The sequence below is a fragment of the Helicobacter sp. NHP22-001 genome (genome assembly GCF_030270165.1).
Taxonomy (GTDB): domain Bacteria; phylum Campylobacterota; class Campylobacteria; order Campylobacterales; family Helicobacteraceae; genus Helicobacter; species Helicobacter gastrofelis.
This window is the reverse complement of the sequence record NZ_BSWS01000001.1, coordinates 30,316-57,160: the sequence shown is the minus strand read 5'-3', so window position 1 is coordinate 57,160 and position 26,845 is coordinate 30,316. Positions and strand designations below refer to the sequence as shown.

Annotated in this window: 21 protein-coding genes and 1 tRNA gene; 17 read left to right on the top strand and 5 right to left on the bottom strand. The window is 48.5% G+C overall.

Annotation, left to right across the window (positions count from 1 at the left end):
• Positions 1-36: 36 nt before the first annotated feature.
• From tuf to QSJ47_RS00220, 10 genes are all read left to right on the top strand, one after another.
• On the top strand, positions 37-1,236 hold the full coding sequence (gene tuf / locus QSJ47_RS00265; RefSeq protein WP_285602084.1) for an elongation factor Tu: 1,200 nt from the start codon (positions 37-39) through the stop codon (positions 1,234-1,236).
• 8 nt (positions 1,237-1,244) lie between these two features.
• Positions 1,245-1,406 carry a 50S ribosomal protein L33 gene (rpmG, locus tag QSJ47_RS00260; RefSeq protein WP_015107255.1) on the top strand — a complete coding sequence of 54 codons (162 nt, stop codon included), beginning with the start codon at positions 1,245-1,247 and terminating at the stop codon, positions 1,404-1,406.
• Between the two features lie 19 nt (positions 1,407-1,425).
• Positions 1,426-1,501: transfer RNA gene (locus QSJ47_RS00255), tRNA-Trp, on the top strand.
• A 24-nt stretch (positions 1,502-1,525) separates the two neighbouring features.
• The gene (secE, locus tag QSJ47_RS00250) at positions 1,526-1,705 is read left to right on the top strand and encodes a preprotein translocase subunit SecE (RefSeq protein WP_053825715.1); all 180 of its coding nucleotides are present in this window, start codon (positions 1,526-1,528) and stop codon (positions 1,703-1,705) included.
• A gap of 15 nt (positions 1,706-1,720) precedes the next feature.
• On the top strand, positions 1,721-2,248 hold the full coding sequence (gene nusG / locus QSJ47_RS00245) for a transcription termination/antitermination protein NusG (protein WP_221272623.1): 528 nt from the start codon (positions 1,721-1,723) through the stop codon (positions 2,246-2,248).
• Between the two features lie 9 nt (positions 2,249-2,257).
• Complete coding sequence (gene rplK, locus QSJ47_RS00240; RefSeq protein WP_104742012.1) at positions 2,258-2,683, top strand: 50S ribosomal protein L11; 426 nt, start codon at positions 2,258-2,260, stop codon at positions 2,681-2,683.
• Positions 2,684-2,685: 2 nt separating this feature from the next.
• Complete coding sequence (gene rplA / locus QSJ47_RS00235) at positions 2,686-3,387, top strand: 50S ribosomal protein L1 (protein WP_104742013.1); 702 nt, start codon at positions 2,686-2,688, stop codon at positions 3,385-3,387.
• Positions 3,388-3,467: 80 nt separating this feature from the next.
• Positions 3,468-3,950 (top strand): 50S ribosomal protein L10, encoded by a 483-nt coding sequence (rplJ, locus tag QSJ47_RS00230; RefSeq protein WP_285602083.1) that lies wholly within the window; start codon positions 3,468-3,470, stop codon positions 3,948-3,950.
• A gap of 9 nt (positions 3,951-3,959) precedes the next feature.
• Positions 3,960-4,334 (top strand): 50S ribosomal protein L7/L12, encoded by a 375-nt coding sequence (rplL, locus tag QSJ47_RS00225; RefSeq protein ID WP_285602082.1) that lies wholly within the window; start codon positions 3,960-3,962, stop codon positions 4,332-4,334.
• 137 nt (positions 4,335-4,471) lie between these two features.
• Positions 4,472-13,171: a DNA-directed RNA polymerase subunit beta/beta' gene (locus QSJ47_RS00220; protein WP_285602081.1), complete on the top strand. Its 8,700-nt coding sequence runs from the start codon at positions 4,472-4,474 to the stop codon at positions 13,169-13,171.
• 292 nt (positions 13,172-13,463) lie between these two features.
• Here the strand turns inward: QSJ47_RS00220 and lepA are convergent, their stop codons facing one another.
• Positions 13,464-15,257: a translation elongation factor 4 gene (gene lepA, locus QSJ47_RS00215; RefSeq protein ID WP_285602080.1), complete on the bottom strand. Its 1,794-nt coding sequence runs from the start codon at positions 15,255-15,257 to the stop codon at positions 13,464-13,466.
• Between the two features lie 75 nt (positions 15,258-15,332).
• On the opposite strand from lepA, the gene QSJ47_RS00210 reads away from it, so the two are divergent.
• From QSJ47_RS00210 to QSJ47_RS00180, 7 genes are all read left to right on the top strand, one after another.
• On the top strand, positions 15,333-15,656 hold the full coding sequence (locus QSJ47_RS00210; RefSeq protein WP_053830031.1) for a hypothetical protein: 324 nt from the start codon (positions 15,333-15,335) through the stop codon (positions 15,654-15,656).
• Entirely contained in the window at positions 15,656-16,252 is a 597-nt protein-coding gene (rsmD, locus tag QSJ47_RS00205; protein WP_221271638.1) for a 16S rRNA (guanine(966)-N(2))-methyltransferase RsmD, read from the top strand. The genes QSJ47_RS00210 and rsmD overlap by 1 nt, the downstream gene beginning before the upstream one ends.
• 3 nt (positions 16,253-16,255) lie before the next feature.
• On the top strand, positions 16,256-16,810 hold the full coding sequence (gene fliL / locus QSJ47_RS00200; RefSeq protein WP_285602078.1) for a flagellar basal body-associated protein FliL: 555 nt from the start codon (positions 16,256-16,258) through the stop codon (positions 16,808-16,810).
• Positions 16,807-17,160: a holo-ACP synthase gene (gene acpS / locus QSJ47_RS00195; protein WP_221271633.1), complete on the top strand. Its 354-nt coding sequence runs from the start codon at positions 16,807-16,809 to the stop codon at positions 17,158-17,160. The genes fliL and acpS overlap by 4 nt, the downstream gene beginning before the upstream one ends.
• A 165-nt stretch (positions 17,161-17,325) precedes the next feature.
• Complete coding sequence (locus tag QSJ47_RS00190) at positions 17,326-17,550, top strand: hypothetical protein (RefSeq protein WP_221271632.1); 225 nt, start codon at positions 17,326-17,328, stop codon at positions 17,548-17,550.
• 18 nt (positions 17,551-17,568) lie between these two features.
• Positions 17,569-18,573 carry a DNA adenine methylase gene (locus QSJ47_RS00185; RefSeq protein WP_285602077.1) on the top strand — a complete coding sequence of 335 codons (1,005 nt, stop codon included), beginning with the start codon at positions 17,569-17,571 and terminating at the stop codon, positions 18,571-18,573.
• A gap of 1 nt (position 18,574) precedes the next feature.
• Entirely contained in the window at positions 18,575-19,282 is a 708-nt protein-coding gene (locus QSJ47_RS00180) for a TlyA family RNA methyltransferase (protein ID WP_285602076.1), read from the top strand.
• Here QSJ47_RS00180 and QSJ47_RS00175 read toward each other — a convergent pair.
• From QSJ47_RS00175 to tkt, 4 genes are read right to left on the bottom strand one after another with little or no spacing between them, the layout of a single operon-like run.
• Positions 19,268-20,659: an NAD(P)H-hydrate dehydratase gene (locus QSJ47_RS00175; protein ID WP_221271627.1), complete on the bottom strand. Its 1,392-nt coding sequence runs from the start codon at positions 20,657-20,659 to the stop codon at positions 19,268-19,270. The genes QSJ47_RS00180 and QSJ47_RS00175 overlap by 15 nt on opposite strands.
• Positions 20,643-22,673, bottom strand: coding sequence for a DNA translocase FtsK (locus QSJ47_RS00170; protein ID WP_285602075.1), 2,031 nt, complete (start codon positions 22,671-22,673; stop codon positions 20,643-20,645). The genes QSJ47_RS00175 and QSJ47_RS00170 overlap by 17 nt, the downstream gene beginning before the upstream one ends.
• The gene (locus tag QSJ47_RS00165) at positions 22,639-24,930 is read right to left on the bottom strand and encodes a PD-(D/E)XK nuclease family protein (protein ID WP_285602074.1); all 2,292 of its coding nucleotides are present in this window, start codon (positions 24,928-24,930) and stop codon (positions 22,639-22,641) included. The genes QSJ47_RS00170 and QSJ47_RS00165 overlap by 35 nt, the downstream gene beginning before the upstream one ends.
• Positions 24,927-26,840, bottom strand: a complete 1,914-nt coding sequence (gene tkt, locus QSJ47_RS00160) for a transketolase (protein WP_285602073.1) — start codon at positions 26,838-26,840, stop codon at positions 24,927-24,929. Before tkt ends, QSJ47_RS00165 begins: the two co-directional genes overlap by 4 nt.
• Positions 26,841-26,845 lie beyond the last annotated feature (5 nt).

The following is a 26,845-nucleotide window of genomic DNA, read 5'->3' as shown; positions in this document are numbered from 1 at the left end:
CACAATGCTTTAAATTCTATAAGAGGAGTTAAAACAATGGCAAAAGCGAAGTTTGAACGAAACAAACCCCATGTCAATGTGGGTACCATCGGGCATGTGGACCATGGCAAAACCACTTTGAGCGCGGCGATCTCTGCGGTGCTCTCTTTAAAAGGTCTAGCTGAACTGAAAGATTATGACAACATTGACAACGCCCCAGAAGAAAAAGAAAGGGGCATCACCATCGCCACTTCTCACATCGAGTACTCTACAGAAAACCGCCACTATGCGCATGTAGACTGCCCCGGCCACGCCGACTATGTCAAAAACATGATCACCGGTGCCGCCCAAATGGACGGCGCGATTTTAGTCGTGTCTGCCGCTGATGGCCCCATGCCCCAAACCCGCGAACACATTCTACTAGCCCGCCAAGTGGGTGTGCCCTACATCGTGGTGTTCTTAAACAAACAAGACATGGTCGATGATCAAGAGTTGTTAGATCTTGTAGAAATGGAAGTGCGCGAACTTCTAAGCACTTATGAATTCCCCGGCGATGACACCCCCATTGTGGCGGGTTCTGCCCTAAAAGCCCTAGAGGAAGCCAAAGCGGGCAACATCGGCGAGTGGGGCCAAAAAGTGCTTAAACTCATGGAAGAAGTGGATAAATACATCCCCACTCCTAAGCGTGACATAGAAAAAGCCTTCTTAATGCCCGTAGAGGATGTGTTCTCCATTGCCGGGCGGGGCACCGTGGTGACCGGTCGTATTGAGCGTGGCACTGTGAAACTCCAAGATGAAGTGGAAATTGTGGGCATTAAACCCACCCAAAAAACCACTGTGACCGGTGTAGAAATGTTTAGAAAAGAGCTTGAAAAAGGCGAAGCCGGGGACAATGTGGGCGTGCTTTTGCGTGGCACTAAAAAAGAGGAAGTCTTTAGGGGCATGGTGCTTTGCAAACCCGGCTCCATCACTCCACACAAAAAATTTGAGGGCGAAGTGTATGTGCTCTCTAAAGAGGAAGGCGGCCGCCATACCCCCTTCTTCAACGGGTATCGTCCCCAATTTTATGTGCGCACCACCGATGTAACCGGCTCTATTACCTTGCCTGAAGGCACTGAAATGATCATGCCCGGGGACAACACTAAAATCGTGGTAGAGCTCATCAGCTCTATTGCCCTAGAACTTGGGACAAAATTTGCGATCCGTGAAGGCGGTAAAACCGTGGGCGCGGGTGTGGTTACCAAAATCATCGAGTAGGACGCATTGTGAAAGTTAAGGTAGGATTGAAGTGTGCGGATTGTGCTGAGATCAATTACAGCACAACCAAAAATGCCAAGACAAACACAGAGAAACTGGAGCTCAAAAAGTTCTGCCCTAGAGAGAATAAGCACACGATCCACAAGGAAGTGAAGCTTAAAAGCAGCTAGGCAATAGGAGGGGGGTTGTAGGTCAGTAGCTCCAATGGTAGAGCACCGGTCTCCAAAACCGATTGTTGGGGGTTCGAGTCCCTCCTGGCCTGCCAGGGGTGAAATTTAAAGTAGGTGGCATGGATAAGTTAATAGCACAATACAAGCTGACAAAAGAAGAGCTATCAAAGGTGATCTTTCCGCTCAAAGAGCAGATCAGAAACGCTTTGGTGTCCGTACTCATTGTCGTAACCATCATTACGCTGTTTTTGACTTTGATCGATTTTGTTTTGTCGTCTTTTGTTGCGAGCATCCTTTAAGGGGTTAGCGTGGGTATGGAGTGGTATGCGATCCAAACTTATTCAGGCAGCGAGCAGTCCGTGAAAAAAGCCATTGAAAACATGGTGCGTGAAAACAATATCAGCGATCGGGTGCAAGAGATCATCGTGCCCACCGAGGATGTGATCGAGCTGTCTAAAAAGAGCAAGAATAAAGTAACCGAGCGTAGCCTATACCCCGGCTATGTGTTCATTAAAGTGGATTTAGACACCGTGCTTTGGCATAAAATCCAATCTCTGCCCCGTGTGAGCCGTTTTATCGGCGAGAGCAAGAAACCTACGCCTTTAAGCGATGCGGACATCGGCAATATCCTAGAGAAAATGACGAACCGCGCCGCCCCCAAACCCAAGATTTACTACGAAAAAGGCGAAGTGGTGCGCATCATTGAAGGTCCCTTTGCAAACTTCACCGCCACGGTGGAGGAATACGATGTGGAGCACCGCAAGTTGAAACTCAATGTGTCCATCTTTGGGCGCAACACCTTGATCGAAATTTTATATTCTCAAGTGGAAAAAATCATTTAAGGAGAGTGCATGGCAAAGAAAGTTGTCGGGCAGATTAAATTACAAGTCCCCGCCGGTAAGGCAAACCCCAGCCCGCCCATTGGTCCTGCTTTAGGCCAAAGGGGCGTGAATATCATGGAGTTTTGTAAGGCGTTTAATGAGAAAACCAAGGACATGGGAAGCTTTAATATCCCCGTCATCATCACGGTTTATCAAGATAAAAGTTTCACTTTTATCACCAAAAAGCCTCCTGTTACAGACTTGATTAAAAAAGCCAGTGGGGTGGCTAAAGGTTCAGACAACCCCCTAAAAAATAAAGTGGGCAAGCTCACCATGAAGCAAGTGGAAGAAATCGCCCAAACTAAAATGGAAGATCTCAACACCACCACCCTCGAGGCGGCAAAAAAAATCGTCATGGGGAGTGCGCGCAGTATGGGGATTGAGGTAGAAGGATAACTATGGCAAAGCTGGCAAAACGGGTAGAAAAGTTAAACTCTCAGTTTGACAGAGAGAAAGTGTATAGCCTTGAAGAAGGCATTAGCGTAGCAAAGTCTTTAGCGTCTGCGAAATTTGATGAAACCGTGGAAGTGGCTTTGCGTTTGGGCGTGGATCCAAGGCACGCCGATCAAATGGTGCGTGGGGCGGTGGTTTTGCCCCATGGCACGGGTAAAAAAGTGCGTGTGGCGGTCTTTGCCAAAGATGTCAAATTAGATGAGGCGAAAGAAGCCGGGGCCGATGTGGTCGGGGGCGAGGATTTGGCTGAAGAAATTAAAAACGGCAACACGAATTTTGACATGGTGATCGCCACGCCAGACATGATGGCGATCGTGGGTAAAGTGGGGCGTATTTTAGGGCCTAAGGGGCTGATGCCTAATCCAAAAACCGGCACCGTAACAATGGATGTCAAAAAGGCGGTTGGCAACGCTAAAAGCGGACAGGTGAATTTCAGGGTGGATAAAAAGGGCAATTTGCACGCCCCCATTGGCAAGGCGAGTTTCAAACAAGAGCAACTCCAAGATAACATGCTAGAGCTTGTAAGAGCGATTAACCGCTTGAAACCCAGCACTTCTAAGGGCAAGTATATCCGCAACAGCGTGGTGTCCTTGACGATGTCGCCCGGGGTGCGTTTGAATTCTCAAGAACTTATGGATGTGAAATAGTTTATCTTTAACTGAAGAAACAAGGGCTTTAGGGCTTAATCGCTTTGCGCCTTGTGGAAGTTAGTTGGAAAGGAGGAAACATGCATAAAGAACAAAAACGAGAGCTGGTTTCTAAGCTCACCGATGCCTTTAGCCAAATGCAAGCCCTTGTGGTGTGCGATTACAAGGGTTTGCAAGTGCAGCATTTAGAAAAGTTGCGTAACGCCGCGAGAGTGCAGGGCATCAGCGTCCAAGTGATTAAAAACACCCTTGCGTCTTTGGCACTAAAAGGGGCGAATCTAGAGCCCTTAGAACTCAAAGAAACCAATGTCTTCATTTGGGGCGCGGATCAAATCGCGTTGTCTAAATTAGTCATGGGCTTTGCTAAGGAGCATAAAGAACGCTTCATTGTCAAAATGGGGCTGTTTGAAAAGCAAGCGGTGGATACAAAGCACATTGAAGCGGTGTCTAAGCTGCCCAGCAGAGAAGAGCTTATTGGCATGTTGCTGTCTGTTTGGACGGCACCGGCGCGCTACTTTGTGACGGGCTTAGACAATTTGAGAAAAGCAAAAGAACAAGAATAAAGGATTTGCATGGCAATTAGTAAAGAGGATGTATTAGAGTACATTGGTGGTTTGAGTGTTTTAGAACTCAGCGAACTTGTGAAAGCCTTTGAAGAAAAATTTGGCGTGAGTGCCGCCCCCACTGTGGTGGCCGGTGCTGCTGGTGCTGCCCCTGCAGAAGCGGTTGAAGAGAAAACCGAATTTAGTGTGGTGCTCGCTGAAACCGGGGCGGAAAAAATCAAAGTCATTAAAGTCGTGCGTGAAATCACCGGCTTAGGGCTTAAAGAGGCAAAAGAAGCCACCGAGAAAACTCCCCATGTGCTCAAAGAGGGCGTGAATAAAGAGGAAGCCGAAACCATTAAAAAGAAACTTGAAGAAGTCGGGGCGAAGGCTGAGATTAAGTAAAGATTTTTAAAAAAGGAGGGGACAAGGAGGGGTAAGCGTGTATTAAGGGGAACACCGCCAAATGGATTTAAATTGAACTTAATTTTTATGTGTGTGTCGTTTCCAGCCTCCAATCTCCATCAAAAAGGTTTATTGACATGAAAACTTTAAGAAATCGGTTGCGTGCAGATTTTACAAAAATGCCCCAAGACTTGCAGGTCCCTAATCTCTTGCTCCTACAAAAGGACAGCTATGAGGCGTTTTTATACGCCAAAGAGGGCAGAGAAAGTGGGATTGAGCGGGTGTTTAAATCCGTCTTTCCCATCCACGATAGCCAAAACCGCATCACCTTAGAATACGGGGGCTGTGAATACGGCGAGCCCAAATACACCGTGCGCGAGGCGATGGAGCGGGGCATCACTTATTCTGTCTATCTTAAAATCAAAATCCGCCTCATTCTTTGGGAGAAAGACCCTAAAACGGGCGAAAAACTAGGTGCGAAGGACATTAAAGAACAGAGCATTTTTATCCGCGAAATCCCTTTAATGACCGATCGCACTTCCTTTATTATTAATGGAGTTGAGCGGGTTGTGGTCAATCAACTGCACAGAAGCCCGGGGGTGATTTTTAAAGAGGAAAAATCCACCACCAGTGCGAATAAACTCATTTACACCGGGCAAATCATCCCCGATCGCGGCTCTTGGCTGTATTTTGAATACGATGTCAAAGACATCTTGCATGTGCGCATCAACAAACGCCGCAAGGTGTCTGCCACTATTCTTTTTAGAGCCCTAGGCTATAGCAAACAAGACATCATCCGTATTTTCTATCCCTTGCTCAAAGTGCGCTACAAACCCGAAGGAGAAGAGGGGCGTTACTTCATCTCCTTTGAAAGCATCGCCACAGATAGCCGCTTGGAGTTTGATTTAAAGGATGAAAAAGGGCAGGTGCTTTTAGCCGCCAGCCGCAAACTCACCGCTAAAAAAGCCAAGGAAATTAGAGAAAGTGGGGTTGAGTGGGTAGAATATCCCACTAAAATTTTACTGAGCCGTTACCTAGCCGAACCCATTTTAGACAAGAACAAAGAAACCCTTTTAGACGCTTTAACCCTCTTAGAACAACCCAAACTTGACAAACTCAAAGAAGCGGGCGTGAAAGAGTTTGTCATCGCCAATGACCTAGCCCTAGGCCATGACGCCTCCATCATTAGATCCTTTAGTGCTGACAACGAGTCGCTTAAAAGCGAATCGCAAAAACTTTTGAAACAAAGCGAAAAAGTGGAGGATGAAAACGCTTTGGCGGCGATTCGCATTTATAAAGTCATGCGCCCGGGCGATCCCGTTACAGCCGAAGTCGCCCAGCAGTATGTGCAACAACTCTTCTTTGATCCTGAGCGCTACGATTTGACAATGGTTGGGCGCATGAAAATGAACCACAAATTGCATTTAAAGGTGCCTAACTATGTTACGGTGCTCACCCACGAGGACATCATTGAGACCGTGAAATACCTCATTAAAATCAAAAACGGGCAAGGCCGCATTGACGATCGCGACCACTTAGGCAACCGCCGTATCCGCGCCGTGGGTGAGCTTTTAGCCAATGAGTTGCACGAGGGCTTGATGAAAATGCAAAAGACCATTAAAGACAAGCTCACCACCATGAACACCAACCTAGATGCGCTCATGCCCCACGACTTGGTGAATTCTAAAATGATCACCAGCACCATTTTAGAGTTTTTCATGAGCGGGCAACTCTCCCAATTCATGGACCAAACCAACCCCTTATCTGAAGTTACCCACAAACGCCGTTTATCCGCTTTGGGTGAGGGCGGTTTGGTGAAAGATCGCGTGGGCTTTGAGGCGCGCGATGTGCACCCCACGCACTACGGGCGCATTTGCCCCATTGAAACCCCAGAGGGGCAAAACATCGGGCTCATCAATACCCTATCCACTTTCACAAGGGTGAATGAACTAGGCTTCATTGAAGCCCCTTATAAAAAAGTGATAGAAGGGCAGGTGAGCGGGGATGTGGAGTATCTCACCGCCATTCAAGAGGAGGGGCATGTCATCGCGCCCGCCAGCACCGCACTAGACGCCAAAGGGCATATCCAAGAGGACTTGGTAGAAACGCGCGTGGGTGGGGAAATTGCGCTCAATGAAAAGAGTAAAGTAACCCTTATGGATTTAAGCTCTAGAATCTTAGTGGGTGTGGCCGCCTCTTTGATCCCCTTTTTAGAGCATGACGATGCCAACCGCGCGCTGATGGGGACGAACATGCAACGCCAAGCCGTGCCCCTGCTTAAAGCCGAAGCCCCCATTGTGGGCACGGGCATTGAAAGCGTGATTGCCAGGGATTCTTGGGGGAGCGTGAAGGCGGAGCGTAGGGGCGTTGTGGATGAAGTGGATTCAGAGAACATCTACATCGTGGAAAAAGACCCTGAGAAGGGACCGCACATCAGCTCTTATTTATTGCAAAAAAACCTACGCACCAACCAAAACACCTGCTTTAACCAAGTTCCCATCGTGAAAGTGGGCGATGTGGTGGAAGAGGGGCAAATCATCGCCGATGGACCAAGCATGGATCAAGGCGAACTAGCCCTAGGTAAAAATATCCGCGTGGCGTTCATGCCCTGGAACGGCTACAACTTTGAAGACGCGATCGTGGTGAGCGAAAAAATCACCAAAGACGATGTCTTCACCTCCGTGCACATCTATGAAAAAGAGATCGAGGCTAGGGAGCTTAAACACGGGATTGAGGAATTCACCGCCGATATCCCCGATGTCAAGGAGGAGGAAGTCGCTCACTTGGATAACGGGGGGATCGTTAAAATTGGGACTTATGTGAGCGCAGGGATGATCTTAGTCGGCAAGGTTTCGCCCAAGGGTGAAATGAAAAGCACACCTGAAGAGCGGCTACTACGCGCCATTTTTGGGGACAAAGCCGGGCATGTGGTGAATAAGTCGCTTTATTGCCCTCCTTCTTTAGAGGGCGTGGTGATCGGGGTGAAAATTTTCACCAAAAAAGGCTATGAAAAGGATGCACGCGCCACAAGTGCCTATGAAGAGGAAAAATGGGTCTTAGACGATCGCCACGATAAACATTTTAAAATGCTAGATAAAGAAGAAGCCCTACAAATCAGTGCGATTTTCTCCCAAGAGCCTTTAGAGGAAGAAGTTACCTTAAACGATGTTACCTACCCCAAAGGGAGCAAAATCCCCAAAGAAGTCGTGGAAAGCACTAACCGCTTTGGCTTGATCTCTTTGTCTAAAAAGTTCAGCAAGGAAGTGCAAGAACGCTTCGAGCAAATCAAGCTCAACATTTTAGAGCAGAAGAAACTTCTAGGGCAAAGCCACGAGAAAAAGCTCTCTATCCTAGAAAAAGACGACATTTTACCCAATGGGGTGATTAAGCAAGTCAAAATTTACATCGCCACGAAGCGCAAGCTCAAAGTGGGGGATAAAATGGCAGGGCGGCACGGGAATAAAGGCATTGTGTCTAATATCGTGCCCATTGCCGACATGCCCTACACTGCCGATGGCGAGCCCATCGACATTGTGCTAAACCCCTTAGGCGTGCCAAGCCGCATGAACATCGGGCAGATTTTAGAAGTGCATTTAGGGCTTGTAGGTAAGGAATTAGGCAAACAAATCCAAGCCCTTTTGGCAGAGCACACCGCCGACATGCTAAAAAAACTGCGCACTAAAATGCTAGAGATTGCCCATGTGGTAAATGTCCATAACCACGACTTGGCAAAAATGCTTGAAAAATGTAGCGATGAGCAACTTTTAGAATACGCCCGTGATTGGCAAAATGGTGTGAAATTTGCCATCCCCGTCTTTGAGGGCATCAGTCAAGAGCAATTCATGGAACTTTTCAAGCTTGCCAAGATCGATCTAGATGGCAAAACCGAGCTGTTTGACGGGCGCACGGGCGAGAAAATGAAAGAGCGCGTCAATGTGGGCTACATGTATATGTTAAAACTCCACCACCTCGTGGATGAAAAGGTGCACGCCAGAAGCACGGGACCCTACTCTTTGGTAACCCACCAACCTGTGGGCGGGAAGGCACTTTTTGGGGGGCAACGCTTTGGGGAAATGGAGGTGTGGGCTTTGGAGGCTTATGGGGCGGCGCACACTTTAAAGGAAATGCTGACCGTGAAATCCGATGACATCAAGGGCAGAGAGAATGCCTACCGCGCGATCGCCAGAGGCGAGCATGTGGGCGAGAGCGAAATCCCCGAAACCTTTTATGTGCTCACCAAAGAGTTGCAATCTTTGGCTTTGGATGTGAATATCTTTAATGAGGAAGTGGATGAATTTGGCATGCCAAAACCCATTGTCATTAAAGAGGACGAGCGCCCCAAAGACTTTAGCTCGTTCCAGCTCACTTTAGCCAGCCCGGATAAAATCCGCGAGTGGAGCTATGGGGAGGTGAAAAAGCCAGAGACCATCAACTACCGCACGCTCAAACCCGAGAGGGACGGGCTCTTTTGTATGAAAATCTTTGGACCCACGAAAGATTACGAGTGCCTGTGTGGCAAGTATAAGAAACCCCGCTATAAAACCATTGGCACTTGCGAAAAATGCGGCGTGGCGATCACCAGCTCTAAAGTGCGTAGTTTTAGAATGGGGCACATTGAGCTAGCCACCCCTGTGGCGCACATTTGGTATGTCAATTCTTTGCCTAGCCGCATTGGCACGCTTTTAGGCATTAAAATGAAAGATTTAGAGCGCGTGCTCTACTACGAAGCCTACATTGTGAAAGACCCCGCCAGCGCGTGTTACGACATCGAGGGTACAAAACCCGTGTTGAAATACGACATTTTAAACGAGGAGCAATTCCAAAGCATCCAACGGCACAACTCCGATCCCGACTTCAACGCACAAATGGGCGGGGAGGTCATTAAAGAGCTCTTGGAGGAATTAGACCTTGTCGCCTTGCTTGAGGCGTTAAAAGAAGAGGTGAAAAACACCAATTCGGATGCTAAGAAAAAGAAACTGGTAAAACGCCTCAAAGTCGTGGAAAGCTTCATCAATTCAGGCAACCACCCCGAGTGGATGATGCTAACAGCCTTGCCCGTGTTGCCCCCAGATTTACGCCCCCTTGTGGCGTTAGATGGCGGTAAGTTTGCCGTGAGCGATGTGAATGAGCTTTACCGCCGCGTGATCAACCGCAACCAACGCTTGAAACGGCTTATGGAGCTGGGTGCGCCCGAAATTATTGTGCGTAATGAAAAGCGCATGTTACAAGAAGCCGTGGATGCCTTGTTTGACAATGGGCGCAACGCCAATGCCGTGAAAGGCGCAAACAAACGCCCCTTAAAATCCCTAAGCGAGATCATCAAGGGCAAACAAGGGCGTTTCCGCCAAAACTTGCTGGGTAAACGGGTGGATTTCTCGGGCCGCAGCGTGATCGTGGTGGGGCCCAATCTCAACATGGATCAATGCGGGTTGCCTAAAAATATGGCATTGGAGCTCTTTAAGCCCCATTTGCTCTCTAAGTTAGAGGAAAAGGGTTTTGCGACTACATTCAAACAAGCCAAACGCATGATTGAGCAGAAAACCAACGAGGTTTGGGAGTGCTTAGAGGAAATTGTGGAGGGCTATCCGGTGCTCTTAAACCGCGCGCCCACACTGCATAAACAATCCATCCAAGCCTTCCACCCTAAACTCATCGATGGCAAGGCGATCCAACTGCACCCGCTGGTGTGCTCTGCCTTCAACGCCGACTTTGACGGCGACCAGATGGCTGTGCATGTGCCCCTAAGCCAAGAGGCGATCACCGAATGCAAGGTTTTAATGCTAAGTTCCATGAATATCTTGCTACCAGCTAGCGGTAAGGCTGTGGCTGTGCCTAGCCAGGACATGGTGCTTGGAATTTACTACTTATCCTTAGAAAAAAACGGGGTGCTGGGCGAGCATAAACTTTTCTCTAGCGTGGCGGAAGTTTTAATGGCAGTGGATGCCAAAGAATTGGATGTGCATGCCAAGGTGCGGGTATTACAAGAACGCCACATTTTGCAAACCACTGCCGGGCGGCTGGTGATTAAATCTATTCTACCTGACTTTGTGCCCACTCACTTGTGGAATAAGGTCCTTAAGAAAAAAGACATCGGGGCGTTGGTGGATTTTGTTTATAAAGAGAGCGGGATCGGGCAGACGGCTAAATTCTTAGACAATCTTAAAAACCTAGGCTTTAAATACGCCACCAAAGCGGGGATCTCTATTTCCATGGAGGACATCATCACTCCCGCTAATAAAGTGCATATGGTGGAGGTGGCTAAAGGGCGGGTCAAAGACATCCAAGCGCAATTTGAGGGCGGGCACTTGAGCGAGCAAGAACGCTACAATAAAATCATTGACATTTGGACCGAAGTCAATGACGCCATGAGCCAAGAGATGATGGCAGCCATTGCCAGCGATAAGCAGGGCTTTAACTCCATTTATATGATGGCTGATAGCGGGGCTAGGGGTTCAGCCGCGCAAATCCGCCAACTCTCTGCCATGCGTGGGCTGATGACTAAACCCGATGGCTCGATCATTGAAACCCCCATCATCTCTAACTTTAAAGAGGGGCTAAATGTGCTCGAGTATTTCAACTCCACACACGGGGCGCGTAAAGGGCTAGCCGACACCGCTTTAAAAACCGCCACCGCCGGTTACCTCACCCGCAAACTCATCGATGTTGCCCAAAATGTTAAGGTCGTGCAAGAGGATTGCGGCACACACGAGGGCATTGAGATCACCGACATCACCGTGGGCAGCGAGCTCATCGAGCCACTAGAAGAGCGCATTTTTGGGCGAGTGCTGGTCGAAGACATCATCGATCCGCTCACAAACGAAGTGTTGTTAAATGCCGACACGATGGTGGATGAAGAGAAAGCAAAACGGGTTGTCGAAGCTGGGATTAAATCCGTAACCATCCGCACGCCAGTAACTTGTAAGGCGCAAAAGGGCGTGTGCGCCAAGTGCTATGGCTTGAATCTAGGCGAGGGCAAAATGGTTAAGCCGGGCGAGGCTGTGGGCGTGGTGGCGGCGCAATCCATTGGCGAGCCGGGCACGCAATTAACTTTGCGCACCTTCCATGTGGGCGGGACGGCTTCAAGGAGCCAAGAGGAGCGCGAGATTGTGGCAAGCAATGAGGGCTTTGTGCGCTTTTTCAATGTCAAAACCTACCAAAACAAAGAGGGCAAGAACATCATCGTGAATCGCCGTAACGCCGCGATCTTGGTGGTTGAACCCAAGATCAAAGCCCCCTTTGCCGGCACGCTTAAAATCGACAGCGCGCACGAAGAGGTGGTCTTAAGTGTGAGCGATGGCGACAAAAAAGCCAAGTTTGTGTTGCGTAAAAGCGATGTGGCTAAACCTAATGAACTTGCCGGCGTGAGCGGTAAAATTGAGGGCAAAATTTACCTGCCCTATAGCAATGGGCATGTTGTACATGAGGGGGGCAGCATCGCTGACATCATCAAAGACGGCTGGAATGTGCCAAATCGCATCCCCTACGCCAGCGAGATCGCCGTGCAAGACAACGACCCCATCACCCAAAACACCCTTGCCAAAGAAAAAGGCGTGGTGAAGTTTTATAACCTCGTGGGCGATCACTTAGAGCGCGCGCGGGGCATTAAAGCCGGCGATATCGTGGAGGAAAAGGGCTTATTTGCCGTGGTTGCCGATGAAAACGACCAGGAGGCGATCCGCCACTACATCGCGCGCAACTCTTTGGTGCAAGTGGACGACAACAGCCCCGTAAAAGCCGACACGCTTTTAGTCAAACCCAGCACTGAAAGTAAAAATGTCATCGCCAGCTGGGACCCCTACAACACCCCCATCATCGCCGACATTGCCGGCGTGGTGCGCTTTGTGGACATTGTGGCGGGGGTGAGCGTGACTGAGACCGAGGATGAAAACACGGGCGTGCACTCTTTAGTGGTGAATGAATACATCCCTACGGGCTTTAAACCTAGCTTAATGATCGAAGCAGAGGGCCAAGAACCCCTTCACTACCCCCTAGAGCCTAAAACTTCGATCACCATTGCCGATGGTGCGCAAGTGGAGATTGCCGATGTGCTCGCCAAAATCCCCAAAGCCACCGCCAAATCTAAAGACATTACAGGCGGCTTGCCCCGCGTCTCCGACATCTTTGAAGCACGCAAAAGCAAACCTAAAGACTTAGCGATTTTAAGCGAAATTGACGGGCAGGTGAGCTTTGATAAACCCGTGCGTAATAAAGAACGGGTGTGTATCACCGCAATCGATGGGCGCAAAGCTGAGTATTTCATCGACAAGGGCAAGCAAATTTTGGTGCACCCGGGCGAGTTCGTGCATGCCGGCGAGGCGATCACCGATGGCGTGGTGAGTAGCCATGACATTTTGCGCATCAGTGGGGAAAAAGAGTTGCATAAATACATCGTGAGCGAAGTGCAACAAGTCTACCGCCGTCAAGGGGTGAATATCGCCGACAAGCACATCGAGATCATCGTGTCGCAAATGTTGCGCCAAGTGCGGATTTTAGACAGTGGGAGCACAAAATTCATTGAGGGCGATTTGGTGAGCAAAAAGCACTTTAAAGAGGAAAACCAACGGGTGTTGCACTCTGGGGGCGAGCCGGCCATTGCTGAGCCCGTGCTCCTTGGCATCACCCGTGCGGCGATTGGTAGTGATAGCATCATCTCTGCGGCTAGCTTCCAAGAAACCACTAAGGTGCTCACAGAGGCGAGCATTGCCATGAAAAAAGACTTCTTAGAAGATTTAAAAGAAAATGTTGTCCTAGGGCGCATGATTCCTGTAGGCACCGGGCTTTACAAAGATAAAAAAGTGGGTGTAAAAGTAGATAATTCACCGCACCATTTGGGTTAAACGATGTGCTCACTCAAGGCTTGACTTGTGGTTCCGATGTGGGCTTTGGTGGAAAGAGTCTTGATATAGCGGTGAGTTTGGAAATGAGAGAGGGCACCCGTTAGACTTGGTTGGGTGCACAATCCTCACCCGATTTAAGGTATAAGTTGGGTTTTTTGAGCGGAATTTAGGGCTGTTGGTGCTGTAATGCAGCTGGGGTTATCTGGTTTAGCGCAACAAGGATCACAAGCGGCTTAACAGCTTGGGGTCTGTTGTGGGTGCTAGCTAGCTGCTGGTTTAGGCGTTGTGGCTACTAATCCACCTTGAGGATCGCTAAAAACGCCTCTTGGGGTAGGTGGACCTTGCCGATCGCCTTCATGCGTTTTTTCCCCTCTTTTTGCTTTTCTAAGAGTTTGCGTTTTCTAGTGATGTCGCCCCCATAACATTTCGCCGTAACATTTTTTCCCACCGATTTGACCGTCTCTCTGGCGATGATTTTATTGCCGATGCTCGCTTGGATCGCCACCTCAAAAAGTTGGCGTGGGATCAAGGTTTTCATGGTTTCGACCAAAGCCTTACCCTTTTCATAGGCTTTAGAGCGATCTACAATGATAGAGAGCGCATCCACAACTTCATTAGCCACCCGTATATCTAGCTTAACCAACTGCCCCTCTTTGTAGCCGATAGGCTCGTAGTCAAAGCTGGCATAGCCCTTCGTGCAGGATTTGAGTTTGTCGTAAAAGTCCATGACAATTTCATTGCTCGGCAAATCGTAGGTGAGCAAAACGCGGTTTTGGTTTAGATATTCCATTTTATCTTGCACCCCCCGTCTGTTGTTAAGTAAGCTTAGTAAATTGCCTAGATATTCGCTAGGGGAGATGATGCTCGCGCGCACATAGGGCTCGTCAATGTTCTCTATCGTGCTCTCAGGCGGCAGCTGGCTAGGGTTTTGCACGGCGATCACCTGCCCATCTGTCAAATGCACTTCATACACCACCGTGGGCGCGGTGGCAATGAGGTTTAAATTAAACTCCCTTTCTAAGCGTTCTTTAATGACCTCCATATGCAACAAGCCCAAAAAGCCCACCCGAAAACCAAAGCCCAAAGCCACGCTGCTTTCTGGCTCAAATTGCAAAGACGAGTCATTGAGTTGGAGTTTTAGCAGGGCTTCTCTTAGCTCTTCAAATTGGTCGCTTTCAATGGGGTAAAGCCCGGCAAAGACAAAGGGTTTAGCGGGTTTAAAGCCCTCTATGGGCGTGGTCGTAGGGGCTTTTGCGTCTGTGATAGTGTCGCCCACAGCGATGTCGGTAAGGTTTTTAGAGCCCAAAGAGATGATGCCGATTTCTCCGCATTCAATGGAGTTTGTGGGGATTTTGTGTAGGGGGTTTGGGTAGTAAAGCCCTAGCACTTGGTGGGTTTTTGCACTGCCCATGACTAAAACCTCTTGATTGATACACAAGCGCCCCTCTTTTAAACGCACCAACGCCAAAGCCCCCAAATAGTTGTCAAACCACGAGTCGTAAATCAGTGCCTTTGTGGGGGCTTGTTTGTCGCCTGTTGGGGGGGGGATTTTGGTGATGATCGCCTCTAAGAGTTCGTTGATGCCTATTTGTGCCTTTGCGCTTACGCAATTTGCCTCAGCGCAATCTAGCCCGATGGTGTCTTCAATGTCTTCTTTCACCGCCTCTACCTCAGCGTTAGGCAGGTCTATTTTATTTAAGACGGGCAAAATTTCTAGTTGGTTGTCTAGGGCGATATAAACATTGGCGATCGTTTGTGCTTGCACGCCCTGCGTGGCATCCACCACCAACAACGCCCCCTCGCACGCCGCCAAAGAGCGCGACACTTCATAGCTAAAATCCACATGCCCGGGGGTGTCTATGAGATTTAAAATATACTCTTGCCCTTGGTAGCGGTAGTTTAAGCGCACGGATTGCGCCTTAATGGTGATCCCCCTTTCTTTCTCAATATCCATTGTGTCTAGGACTTGGCTTGTCATTTCGCGCGTACTTAGTGCCTTACAGGCTTGGATCAAGCAGTCGGCGAGTGTGCTTTTGCCATGGTCGATGTGGGCGATGATGGAAAAATTACGGATATGCTCTTGCATAAACTCCCTTAAAAAGCGTTCTTAAACTTAGGATATGCAATAATACCCTATTGTGCTAAAAACGGAGTTCTTAAAGTGAAGATTTTTGTCAGTTGTCGCTCTTTATTGCTCGGGCAAGTTTTGGAAAGCTACCTGCAAGAGTTCTTAGCCACTGAAGAAAATTGCGACTTTATCCTAAGCGACCATCCCATTAAAAACCCCTACAAGGCAACTTGCCTCATCGGCTCGGACTCGAGCGCATACATTTTAACCCCCTTCACTAAGGCGGAGTTGCTCCAAAAATTACAAGAGTTTCACGCCAATAAAGCCCAAAGCGAAAGTTTAGAACACAAGGTGCAATCTTTATTGCAAGAATACACCTATAAACTCTTGGACTTGTTGCAGGATTATAAACGCTGATGTCCCTTAGTTTAAAGATTTTGGGTGGGGCGTGCAAGGGGCTAGCTTTACAAATGCCCGCCAAAGCCACCACCCGCCCCACCAAGGCGATCATTAAGGAGTCCTTTTTTAATGTGCTGCAAGGTTCGATTTTGCAAAGCACTTTCATAGAAGGCTTTGGGGGCAGTGGGTCTATGGGTTTGGAGGCGTTGAGCCGTGGGGCATTTGAAGCTTTGGTGTTTGAAAAAGACAAAGAAGCCTTTGGGGTGCTGCAAACAAACGCCCAAATTTTAAAAGCGCGCGTGCCAATGGTGCGCTTAAGGACGATCCACGCGGATGTGTTTAGTGCCCTAGTGGGGTATTTAGAGGGTTTAGAGCCAAGGGGTTTAGTGGTGCTGTATTTAGATCCGCCTTTTATGGAGGGCATTTATGAGAAATGCTGGGCGTTGGTGGCGCGTTTAAAGGGTTTGGAGCGGTTTTTGCAACATGGGCTTTTGTTGGTGTTCGAGCATTTGAGTGGGGCGCACATGCCTAGAAATACACCAAGCTTTAGTATAATCAAAGCTAGGAAATTTGGCAGAACAACTTTAAGTTATTATCTTTATACAAAGGAATAGAGCATGGCAGACGAAGCCAAAGAGCAACCCAAAAAGAGTAAGGCCCTTTTGTTTGTAATTATAGGCATAGTTGTGATAATGATCGCTTTGATCGGGGTGATCGCTATTTTATTGCTGAATAAGAATGGCAATAAAGACGGGGCTAAGGGAGGCGTGGTAGGCGATAAAATGCGCCAAATTAGGGAGAGCTCCAAATTAAACGAGAATGGGGGGCAATCGGATTTAATGGTGCACTCTTCAGATTATCTCTCTTTGGGGCCACTCTACCCCCTAGATGCGCCCTTTGTGGTGAACTTAATCACCCAAAGTGGCCGCCGCTATTTGAAGACAAGCATCACCTTGGAACTTAGCGATCCCAAATTACTCCAAGAGGTTAAAGTTAAAGAAACGGCGATTAAAGACACCATCATTGAAATCCTTTCGTCTAAGTCCATTGAAGAGATCAGCACCCTAAAGGGCAAAAATAAACTCAAGGAAGAGATCCGCAACAATGTCAATAGCTTTTTAATTGATGGCTATGTGAAAAATATTTTCTTTACCGACTTTGTGATCCAATGATAGGCTTAGACATTGTTGCTATTGAGCGTATAGAGCGCAATGTCCGTCGCTATAAAGAGCACTTTTTAAACCGCTTTTTAACTTCCCAAGAACAAAGACTTTTTGCTAAGCCAGCTAGCCTTGCTGGAGCTTGGGCGTGTAAAGAGGCTTGCTCTAAGGCTTTGGGCGTTGGCATAGGCGCAAGGTTAAGTTTCTTGGACATACAACTTTCTAAAAGCTCCTTAGGTGCACCCTTGCTCAACCTTAGCTCTGCTAAACAAGCCGAATTTAATGTCAAAAGCTTGCATGTCAGCATCACCCACGATGGTGGGTTTGCCGCCGCTGTGGTGTTCGTGCAACTTAATCCCTAGTTTATAGGCAAGCTATACAGACTTAGAAATCACTTAGCACATTGAATAGGTGCAAATTAAGAGTTCGGTTAGTCCATGTGGATGTAAGGACCACCCAATAACAAGGCACCACAAGGTTATCCCACACCTTAAGCTGTTTAAAATTTTGCACTACAATAGCCCCCCATGGCGCAAGAGAGAAAAGAAAAACTCGCAAAGGGGCTTGAGGTTTTGGCGATGGTTCTTATGTGCGTGGCGTGTGTGAGCGCGCTCATTTGGGGAGTTGTGGTGCTTTTTGAGCCCATTAAGATCGACACCATTTTGCATGTGAGCTACACTCTGCCCCCCTTCATTGTGGCGCAATGCTGTTTGCACTTTGCAAGGGTGTTAAAAACCCCGAAAAACCCCTAGTTATGCTATTCTCTTAGCATGAATTACATAGGTTCTAAGCAAAGGTTATTAGGGTTTTTATTCAAGAGTGTTAAACACAGCTTAAAATCTCAGGGCATGGATTTAAAGGATTGCGTTTTTACGGATTTGTTCTCAGGCACGGCAGCGGTGGGGCGGCTCTTTAAAAACCACGCCAAACAAGTCATCAGCAACGACAAAGAGTTTTATAGCTTTGTGCTCGCCAAGCACTACATAGAAAACACTAAACCCCTAAAACGGGCGCAAATGCTCATAAATGAGCTCAACCACTTGCCCCCCCTAGAGGGCAAAATCTACCAACACTACGCTTTAGGGGGCGGGGAAGGTAGGCAGTATTTTAGCGACAAGAATGCCTTAAAAATCGATGCCATGCGCTCCAAAATCCAAGAGTGGCATGCCACAGGGGCGACTAGCCTAGCCGAGCATTATTTCTTGCTCACTTCGCTTTTAGAGGCGGCGGATAAAATCGCCAACACCGCCTGCGTCTATGGGGCGTTTTTAAAGAAGCTCAAAAAGAGCGCACAACAAGAGCTGATCCTAACTGCTGCCCCCCTGATCTTAAGCCCCAACCTACACCATGCCTACCACACAGACGCTAAAGAGCTGATCTCCCATTTGCAAACCGATATTTTATATCTAGACCCCCCCTACAACCAACGCGAATACGGGGCAAACTACCATATCTTAAACAGCATTGCCCTTTATGACGACTTCACCCCCAAGGGCAAGACGGGACTTAGGGCTTACAACAAGTCGGCTTGGTGTAAAAAGTCCTTGGCTTATCAAAGTTTAGAGCATGTGCTGCAACACAGCAGCGCGCGCTTTGTGTTCTTAAGCTACAACGATGAGGGCTTGCTTAGTTTAGAGGAAATCAAGTCCCTTTTTAGCCAATATGGCACATACCACCTCAAAAGCCAAGATCACAGCCGTTTTAAAGCCGACTCCAAACGCCCCCAAGCCAAAGCGCGCACTACCGAGTATTTGCACATGCTCATAAGAGGCTAGTATGCGCTTGGATCAATTCCTAGTGCAACAAGGAGTTGCTACCAGTAGAGAGCATGCCAAGAGCTTGATTTTAAAGGGGCAATTTGGACTGGGGCTAAAGCCGAGTTTGCAAGTTACACAAGAATTAGCCCAAGAATTGCAAACTCTACCCCCACAGCCTAAACGCTTTGTGGGGCGGGCGGGTGCGAAGTTGTGGGGCTTTTTAGAGCAACACCCCCTAGAGTGCCAAGATAAAGTCGTTTTGGATGTGGGCTCAAGCACGGGAGGGTTTGCCCAAGTCTTGTTAGAAAAGGGGGCTAGGCGTGTAGTGTGCGTGGATGTGGGGCAGGGACAATTAGCCAAAGAATTAAGGGCAAACCCAAAAATTGAGTTGCACGAGTCTTGCGACATTCGGGCATTTCAAGCAAGCTGTATTTACGACTTGTTGGTGTGTGATGTGAGTTTTATCTCTTTGCGCCTGCTCTTAGCCACCCTAGCCCCCTTAAGCCCACAACTTCTCTTACTTTTTAAACCGCAGTTTGAAGTGGGTTTGGGGGTGAGGCGCAATAAAAAGGGCGTGGTGCTAGACAAAGAAGCTATTAGCCAAAGCCTAGAGGCGTTTTTAACTTTGGCACAAAATATGGGCTTAAAGGTGCTATGTATATGTGAGTCTGCCTTAAAAGGCAAGGAGGGCAACACAGAGTTTTTTATTCTCCTAGAGCGTGGCTAGGTTGTCTATGAGTTTTTGGGGGGTTAGGGCGTAACTTGTGGGCTTTAGACTACCGGCGATGGCGTGGGCGAGGCTCGCATTAATTGTAGCATCTAATGGGCTGTAGCCTTGTGCCAAAAGGGCAGCAACCATGCCACTTAGCACATCTCCGCTCCCTGCTTTGGCTAATGCGCTAGATCCTAAAGGGTTGATATACATTTGTCCACTGTAGGCGATGATGGGGTTTGCGCCCTTTAAGAGCAGCACGACATGCGGGTAGGCTTGGCTAAATTCATGCGCCCATTTGAGCTTAAAGCGCAACAACTCGGGCAACTCCACCTCATAGCCGAGCATATTTAGCAGGCTTAAAAACTCTTTAGGGTGTGGGGTTAACACCATTTGGTAAGGCTTGTCTAACACCCCAAGCAGCCCCCTTTCGTAAAACACTCCGGCATCGAGCACACAAGGGGCAAGCTCAAGCATTTGCTCTAAGTTTTCAGGCAAACCCTCTAGCCCCATGCCCAGCGCAAAGGCGCTTATTTGTTTGGGGATTGTGGGAGCATACATGATTTCGTGGGGCTTTGTGTGTTGCAGCTCAGGCGCGCCTAGCACGCTCACAAGCCCCGCGCCAAAGGCCAGCGCGCTTTTTGCGCTCAAAAACCCCGCCCCGCAGTGTGCCCCCACCACCACGCCCACATGCCCAAAGTAGCCCTTGTGGGTATTTTGCTTAAAACGCAGGGGCAAGACCAAATCGCTTTTTTCTAACAAGAAAAGGGGGCTCTCAGCTTCATACAAGCCCCGTCCCACGCCTAAATCCCCCACCACCACTTCGCCCACAAAGTCCTTTGCATAGTCGCTAAAGAGCCCACTTTTTAAAGCCCCCATTGCCACGCACACATCTGCCCTAAAGGCTATGTTTTCTATAAAGCCTTGAGAATCTAGCCCGCTAGGCACATCACAAGCAATTTTTAAGGCATCTAGGGCGTTTAGGGCGTGTATCAAGTCTTGCAATTCTTGGCTCAAAGCCCCCTTAAACCCTGAGCCAAATAAACAATCTATGACAATTTCAGGTGATTGGCACAACTCTAAGTGAGGCAAGACCTCTATATGGCTAGCTAGAGCGCGCTGGTATTGGATTTGGCACAGCGCGCTTTTAGGCTCTTTGACGCTTAAAATTTGCACCTCATAATCGCTTAAATGCCGCGCCAAAGCGTAGCCATCCCCCCCATTATCCCCCCCTCCACACACAATTAAGATTTTTTTTAAGCCCTTTGCCCTTTGCACCACTTCGTGGTACAGGCTAGTAGCGGCATTCTCCATGAGTAGGCTAGACTCCAGCCCATAGAGCGCACACGCCCGATTGTCTAATTCTTGGGTGTTTTCATACAGATTTTGCATGTCCTTGCCTTTCTATAAAATCCACAACTCTTTCTATTTCCTCCTCACCCACAAACGCCCCGTGTAGCCTTATGGGCGCGCTACTGCCCGGCGCGATCAAGAGCATATCCCCCCTGCCTAAGAGATTTTGTGCCCCTTCAGTGTCTAACACCACCCTTGCATCCACCTTAGAGGCGACTTTAAAGCTGATTTTGCAGGGCAGGTTTGCTTTAATGAGCCCCGTTAAAATATCCACGCTGGGGCGCTGTGTGGCAATGACTAGGTGCAGCCCGCTTGCCCGCCCCATTTGGGCGAGACGGATTATGGGAGTTTCTATGTCCTTGCCTCCTGCAAGCATTAAATCCGCGAGCTCATCGATCAACACCACAATGAAAGGCAGTTTTTGGGGGGATTTTTGGTTGTAACTGTCTATGTTTTTGGCCCTTTTAGCACTCAGTAAGTCGTAGCGTTGCTCCATTTCGCGCACCAAATCATCTAGGGTGCTCTGCGCCTCGCTAGGGTCTGTAATGATAGAGGTTTTTAAATGGGGCAGGTGTGCGTATAGGCTAAATTCCACTCTTTTAGGGTCAATCATTATAAATTGCAAATCTTGGGGGCTGTGCTTGTAAAGCAGGGATAAAATCAAGGCGTGCATCGCCACGCTTTTGCCGCTACCCGTGCTGCCCGCTATGAGCAAGTGGGGCATGGCTTTTAAATCTAGGACATAGGGCGCGCCCGTAGTGCTTTTGCCAAGAGCTAGGCTTAAACCTGCACTTTGTAAAAAGGCTTGGCTCTCTAGGATTTCTCTTAGGGCAATGGGGGCTAGATTGTCATTGGCAATTTCAATCCCCATCACATCCTTACCCTTTATGGGGGCTTGTATGCGGATCGACTGCGCGCACAGCACCATCGCCAAGTCGTCAGCAAGGCTTAAAACCTTACTCACCTTGACATGCCCGGCGGGGCGAAACTCAAAAGTCGTAACCATCGGGCCTATACAGGTATTGACGACTTTGCCCTCAATTTTAAACATTTTGAGCTTGTTTAAGAGGTTGTGGATTTTCTCTTGCAAGTTGTCGGTTTGGGCGGCTTGGGGTGCGGGCGAGGTTAAAAGATCTAGGCTAGGCAACGCATTTTGTTTAGGCTTTTGCAAGGCGTGGCGTTGTTCTAATAAATCCTTATGGGCGGACAAATCTAAATGAAAATTTGGAGCAGGTGGGGGGTTTTTGGGCTCTTGGCTCTCTTGGTTTTCTTGGGGCTCTTTTGGCACAAGACGCACGCCATGATCTAACTCTTCTTGGGCTTCTTGGGGGGCTGCTTGGCTCTCTGCTTGGGGGTCTTGGGATTTTTGCACAAGGCGCACGCCGTGATCGAATGCCTCTTGGGTTTCTTGGTAGTGACTCACCTTGATTTTAAAACTTTTAGGACGGGCACTCTCAAAGTCTTTAGGCTCAAAAGGTGTATGTGGGGCTTTAGGCGTGAAGAGCGTTTGATCCCTAAAATGCGCCTTTCTAGGGGGGCTTTTAAACCCTTGTAGGAGTTTTAACAGAGCTTCGCCCCCCTCTTTGCTCTTTTCAAGACCTAGGCGCACTAGGCTAGGCAACTTGTCTTTGCACTTGGCAAAACTCTTAGGAAAAAGCACACCAAAGGCATAAAGCAGAGCCGCTAGCACCACAAACCACGCCCCGAGCGCGCCAATGGGTTTAGCGATTAAACTAAGTAGGATTGCGCCCACAAGCCCTTGTTTAAAGAGCAGAGCTTGCCCCACCAGCAAGCCCAAAAACCCAATGAGGCTTGCCAAAATCGCCTCCAGTCCCTTTAAACTCTTCAAGCTTGCCCAGCGCCACACAAAGAACAAATAAATCGGGTCAAGGTAGGCAATTGGTCCAAGGTAATTTAAATGCCAAGAGGCGATCCCCACACCCAAAGCCCCCAAGTTTCCACTCTCTCCTAAGCAGGTGGCAAGAAAAAGCCCGATTAAAAAGGCGAAAAACCCGAGTTTAATAGCCCTTCCTTTCTTGATACTCCACCCCACAAATGTCCTGGTAGGCGCAATACTGGCAATTTTTCTTGCTAGGGTTTTTCACAAAGTCAAAGGGCTGTTTCAAGGTGTTTAAAATCTCTTTTAAGCGCTCTTGTTTGGCGTGCAACACCTCTTGGCTCTCGTATTTTAGCTCTCCGTCTTTTAGGCTGTAAAAGCCCGCTTGCAAGGGTGCGCTCAGCTCTTGCTCGAGGGCTAGGGCGTATAGGCTTAATTGGAAATCTTGGCTCTCTGACACGCTCTCTAGGTTGTCGGTTTTTAAATCCTTAGAAGACTTGTATTTGTAATCAATGAGCGCATAAGAGCCATCGTCTAACGCATCTATGCGATCAATCTGCCCTCTCAAGCTAAAGCCCTCAAAAGAAAAAACAAAGGGCTTTTCACACGCCATTACCCGCCCCTTTTCCAGTCTTTCGCTCTCCTTGGCAAAAAATTTTTCCATTTTATCCACCGCCACTTCAAAGCTTAGTTTTTCTAAGGTGCTCATCTCTTGCCATTTTGGGGTAGTGGGGGCGAGCTCTAGTAAAATCCTAGCACTGATGGGGGTTTTGGGGCTGTGGGTGTAGTGCGCCCTTAAAAGGGCGTGCAAGAATGAGCCCATTTGTACGTTGTTATTCTCGGGGGCTTTGAGCCCTTGCAGGTATTTTAAATAAAAACGCCGAGGGCAGGTTAAAAAGTCGTTTAAATTCGTGGCACCGAAGGCAAAATCTTTAGGGATAGGGGCGATGCAGCTGTCTTCAATGTAGTCGTGCTTGTTTTCAGGGGGGAAGAGCGTAAAAGCATTTTCCATAATGCACCCCTCCAGCCCAAGTTCTAAGAGCATTTTAGAATAGGTGGTATCGTTGGCGCTGTGGTAGGCAATATCCACCTCTTGGCTGTTTTGCAGGATTTGATAGTAGTAGTGCTTTTGTAGGTTCTGTTTGTCTTTTAAGGTGGGCATGTTTAAATGCGTGCGGATTTTGCTATTTAGAAAAAGGTCGTAGTCGTTTAAGTTTGGCACGAATTGGTCGGTAAAATCCAAGATCACCACCTTATCAAACTCTAGCCCCCGACACTCCAAAACATCCAACACCTTGACTTTGCCCCCCGTGGTGTCGTCCACCCGCTCTTCTTTGAGCGCACGGGTATAAAGCTCCAACCAATCCATAAAGCCATAATCCAACACCTCTTGCACCTTGGCGTGTGCGCTGTAAAACTCTTGGTGGAAGTCTTGTAAAGACTTCAGGGCATTTAATTGCTCTAAGAGAGCCAAACACTGCGTGTTTAAGTCCTCTAGGGGAGGGGTGCTCGCAGTGGGTTTTAAATTTTTGAGGGCTTCAAAGTAATCTTGATACACCCATTTGGCATTTTGCCCGTGAGCGAAGTTTAAATTGCGCTTAGTGTCCAGTAGGTGCAAATGAGCGGTTAGGCTTGAATCGGGGGTGATGATGGCTAACTTCGTGCTCTCAAGCCCTGCTTCTAGCCACTCTTGCACCTTAGCTAGGGCAAGCCCCACTTGCTCTAAGCGGGTGTTGCAGTGGTGGATGGTTATGTTTTTGGTGGGGGGTTTAGGGGTGCTTTGCAATATGGGGTTCTCGCCCTTTAGTAGGGCTTGTAGGTCAATTTTATAGTAAAAGTCCTCTTTTAGCTCCAAGTGCAGAAAGTCTAAAAACCTTCTGTTGTAACGATCTACGCTTAAATGCAAGAAAATAGGCACAATTGCGCCCATTGCAAAAAGCAGTTCTTGCTCATAGAGGTTTAAAGAACCGCCCAAATAAAACTCAATATGCGAGAATTTTTGTAAAACCTCGGGGAGAATCTCTGGCTTTAAACGCAAAATGGGATCGTAAAAGCCAAGCTCTTTTAGCTGTGTGGTGTAGTGGGTGTAAATGCGCTCTAGCACCTCCAAATGGTGGGTGTAGTCGCCATAAATATCGCGCTCTTGGATAGAAAAAATGTCCAAATCAAATTTGGCAAGCTCATTAAAAAAGTGCCCCACAAAGTTACTGCTCTCTAAGTAGCCTAAAAAGCTTGTTTCAAAGACTAATAAGGATTTGTCCTTTTCGGGCAGTTCTTTTAACACCTTTTCAATGGCATTGGCCAAGAGCAGCTGGCGCACACTTTTGGGGATTTTGACGAGGTTTGGGACATAGCTTGCTTGGGCGTAAAAGTCCTTCACGCTCAGGGTGGCGGGCAAAAAGCCCTCGGGTTGTTTGGCTAAAAACGCCTTACACGCCCTTTGGTGGCTAAAGACATACAAGGACTCTTTCATAGTAATGCCCTAGCCTTACTGGCGATATTCTCAGGGCTAAAACCAAAATGCTTAAACAAATCCGCCCCCTTGCCCGACTTGCCAAAACTCTCCATGCCTAGCACGCTATCAGCAAATTTAAACCACTCTAACCCCCTGCTTGCCTCCACGGCCAAAACCTCTCCCACTAAGAGCGTGTTTAAGTAGTCTTGCTCTTGTCGCAACAAGAGATCAAAGCAAGGCACGCTGACCACTTGCACCCCGATGTTCTCAGCCTCCAAAAGGGCGGCGGCTTTTAAACAAGGCAACACCTCGCTCCCACTGCTAAGTAGGCTTATCTGTGGTTCTCTTGCGCTTTTGTGTAGCACATACCCCCCCCTTTGCACCTGCTCTAGGTTCGCACTGCTTGCCACCTCTAAATCCTGCCTAGAGAGCATAAAGGCGGCACTTTTGTTCCTTTTTAAAGCCACTTGCCAACATAGCACATTTTCATGCGCGTCCATAGGGCGGTAGACCTCAAAGTTAGGAATCGCCCTTAAATGGCTCAACTGCTCTATGGGCTGGTGGGTCGCTCCGTCTTCACCCACGCCGATGCTGTCATGCGTGAAAATGTAATAGACTTGGTTTTGCATGAGCGCACTTAGGCGCAAAGCGGGAGCTAAATAGTCGCTAAAGACAAAGAAGGTCGCACAAAAGGGCACAAACAAGCCATAATTAGAAATCCCATTACAGATTGCCCCCATCGCATGCTCTCGTATGCCAAAGTGCAAGTTGCGCCCACACTGCCCCTTTAAAAAATCCCCCTGCTCTTTTAAGCGGGTGTTGTTAGAGGGGGCTAAGTCGGCACTGCCCCCTACAAAACCCAAATACGCTTGGCTAATGGCGTTTAAAATCGCCCCATTGCTCGCCCTTGTGGCGCATTTTTGCCCCAGCTCAAACACGGGGTAAGCCACCTTGCTAAAGTCCTTGGCTTGCAAATGGGCGATTTTTTCTTTTGTTTCAGCACTTAAGTCTTGCGCCCAAAGCTTTTCTTCCCCCTCTCCCCTTTGCATGCTAAAGTGTAGTTTCACCTCTTCGGGGATATAAAAAGGGGGGTGCGCCCACCCTAAAGCCTCTTTGGCTCGTTTTAACACCTCAGCCCCCAAGGGCGCGCCGTGTGTCTTTGCGCTGCCCTCTAGCTCTAACGCCCCCTTGCCTATGGTGGTGTGGGCGATGATTAAAGTCGGCTTGTCGCTTTGTTTAGCGGTGTTTAAGGTGTTGTCAATGTCTAAGAAGTTATGCCCTTGACACTCAAGCACCGCCCACCCTTGAGCCTCAAAGCGCAGGCGCACATTTTCGCTAAAAGCTAAGTTTGTGTCCCCCTCAATGGTGATGGCATTGCTATCATAAAGCACAATGAGATTATCAAGCCCCAAATGCCCCGCTAAGGACGCACTCTCATAACTCACCCCCTCTTGCAAGTCCCCGTCCCCACATAAGCAATAGACTTTATGGCTAAACGCCGCGCCTAGCGTGCCTTGGGCTAACTTGCTTGCCATGGCTAACCCCACGGCATTGGCAAAGCCCTGCCCTAGTGGACCTGTGGTAACCTCTATGCCCTCCGTGTGTTGATACTCGGGGTGTCCTGGGGTTTTAGAGTGCAATTGCCTAAATGCCTTTAAATCCTCTAAAGTCACATTAAAGCCCCATAAGTGCAGGAGCGCATAGACAAGTGCGCTCGCATGCCCTCCGCTAAAAACCAGGCGGTCGCGCTCCAGCCATTTAGGGTTTTTGGGGTTTAAGTGCAAATGGTGGCTTAAAACAACGGCGATGTCGGCTAGACCCATCGCCACGCCGGGGTGTCCGCTATTGGCTTCTTGCACCATGTCGGCGCATAAAAAGCGCAAAGTGGTTGCCATTTTCTCTAAAGTAGGGGTGTCTTTCAAGTCCATAAAAT

Bases quoted from the DNA above. Each gene is read 5' to 3' on its own strand.
- tuf (WP_285602084.1), top strand. From the start codon at position 37: ATGGCAAAAGCGAAGTTTGAACGAAACAAACCCCATGTCAATGTGGGT.
- secE (WP_053825715.1), top strand. From the start codon at position 1,526: ATGGATAAGTTAATAGCACAATACAAGCTGACAAAAGAAGAGCTATCA.
- nusG (WP_221272623.1), top strand. From the start codon at position 1,721: ATGGAGTGGTATGCGATCCAAACTTATTCAGGCAGCGAGCAGTCCGTG.
- rplK (WP_104742012.1), top strand. From the start codon at position 2,258: ATGGCAAAGAAAGTTGTCGGGCAGATTAAATTACAAGTCCCCGCCGGT.
- rplA (WP_104742013.1), top strand. From the start codon at position 2,686: ATGGCAAAGCTGGCAAAACGGGTAGAAAAGTTAAACTCTCAGTTTGAC.
- rplJ (WP_285602083.1), top strand. From the start codon at position 3,468: ATGCATAAAGAACAAAAACGAGAGCTGGTTTCTAAGCTCACCGATGCC.
- rplL (WP_285602082.1), top strand. From the start codon at position 3,960: ATGGCAATTAGTAAAGAGGATGTATTAGAGTACATTGGTGGTTTGAGT.
- QSJ47_RS00220 (WP_285602081.1), top strand. From the start codon at position 4,472: ATGAAAACTTTAAGAAATCGGTTGCGTGCAGATTTTACAAAAATGCCC.
- lepA (WP_285602080.1), bottom strand. From the start codon at position 15,257: ATGCAAGAGCATATCCGTAATTTTTCCATCATCGCCCACATCGACCAT.
- rsmD (WP_221271638.1), top strand. From the start codon at position 15,656: ATGTCCCTTAGTTTAAAGATTTTGGGTGGGGCGTGCAAGGGGCTAGCT.
- fliL (WP_285602078.1), top strand. From the start codon at position 16,256: ATGGCAGACGAAGCCAAAGAGCAACCCAAAAAGAGTAAGGCCCTTTTG.
- acpS (WP_221271633.1), top strand. From the start codon at position 16,807: ATGATAGGCTTAGACATTGTTGCTATTGAGCGTATAGAGCGCAATGTC.
- QSJ47_RS00190 (WP_221271632.1), top strand. From the start codon at position 17,326: ATGGCGCAAGAGAGAAAAGAAAAACTCGCAAAGGGGCTTGAGGTTTTG.
- QSJ47_RS00185 (WP_285602077.1), top strand. From the start codon at position 17,569: ATGAATTACATAGGTTCTAAGCAAAGGTTATTAGGGTTTTTATTCAAG.
- QSJ47_RS00180 (WP_285602076.1), top strand. From the start codon at position 18,575: ATGCGCTTGGATCAATTCCTAGTGCAACAAGGAGTTGCTACCAGTAGA.
- QSJ47_RS00175 (WP_221271627.1), bottom strand. From the start codon at position 20,659: ATGCAAAATCTGTATGAAAACACCCAAGAATTAGACAATCGGGCGTGT.
- QSJ47_RS00165 (WP_285602074.1), bottom strand. From the start codon at position 24,930: ATGAAAGAGTCCTTGTATGTCTTTAGCCACCAAAGGGCGTGTAAGGCG.
- tkt (WP_285602073.1), bottom strand. From the start codon at position 26,840: ATGGACTTGAAAGACACCCCTACTTTAGAGAAAATGGCAACCACTTTG.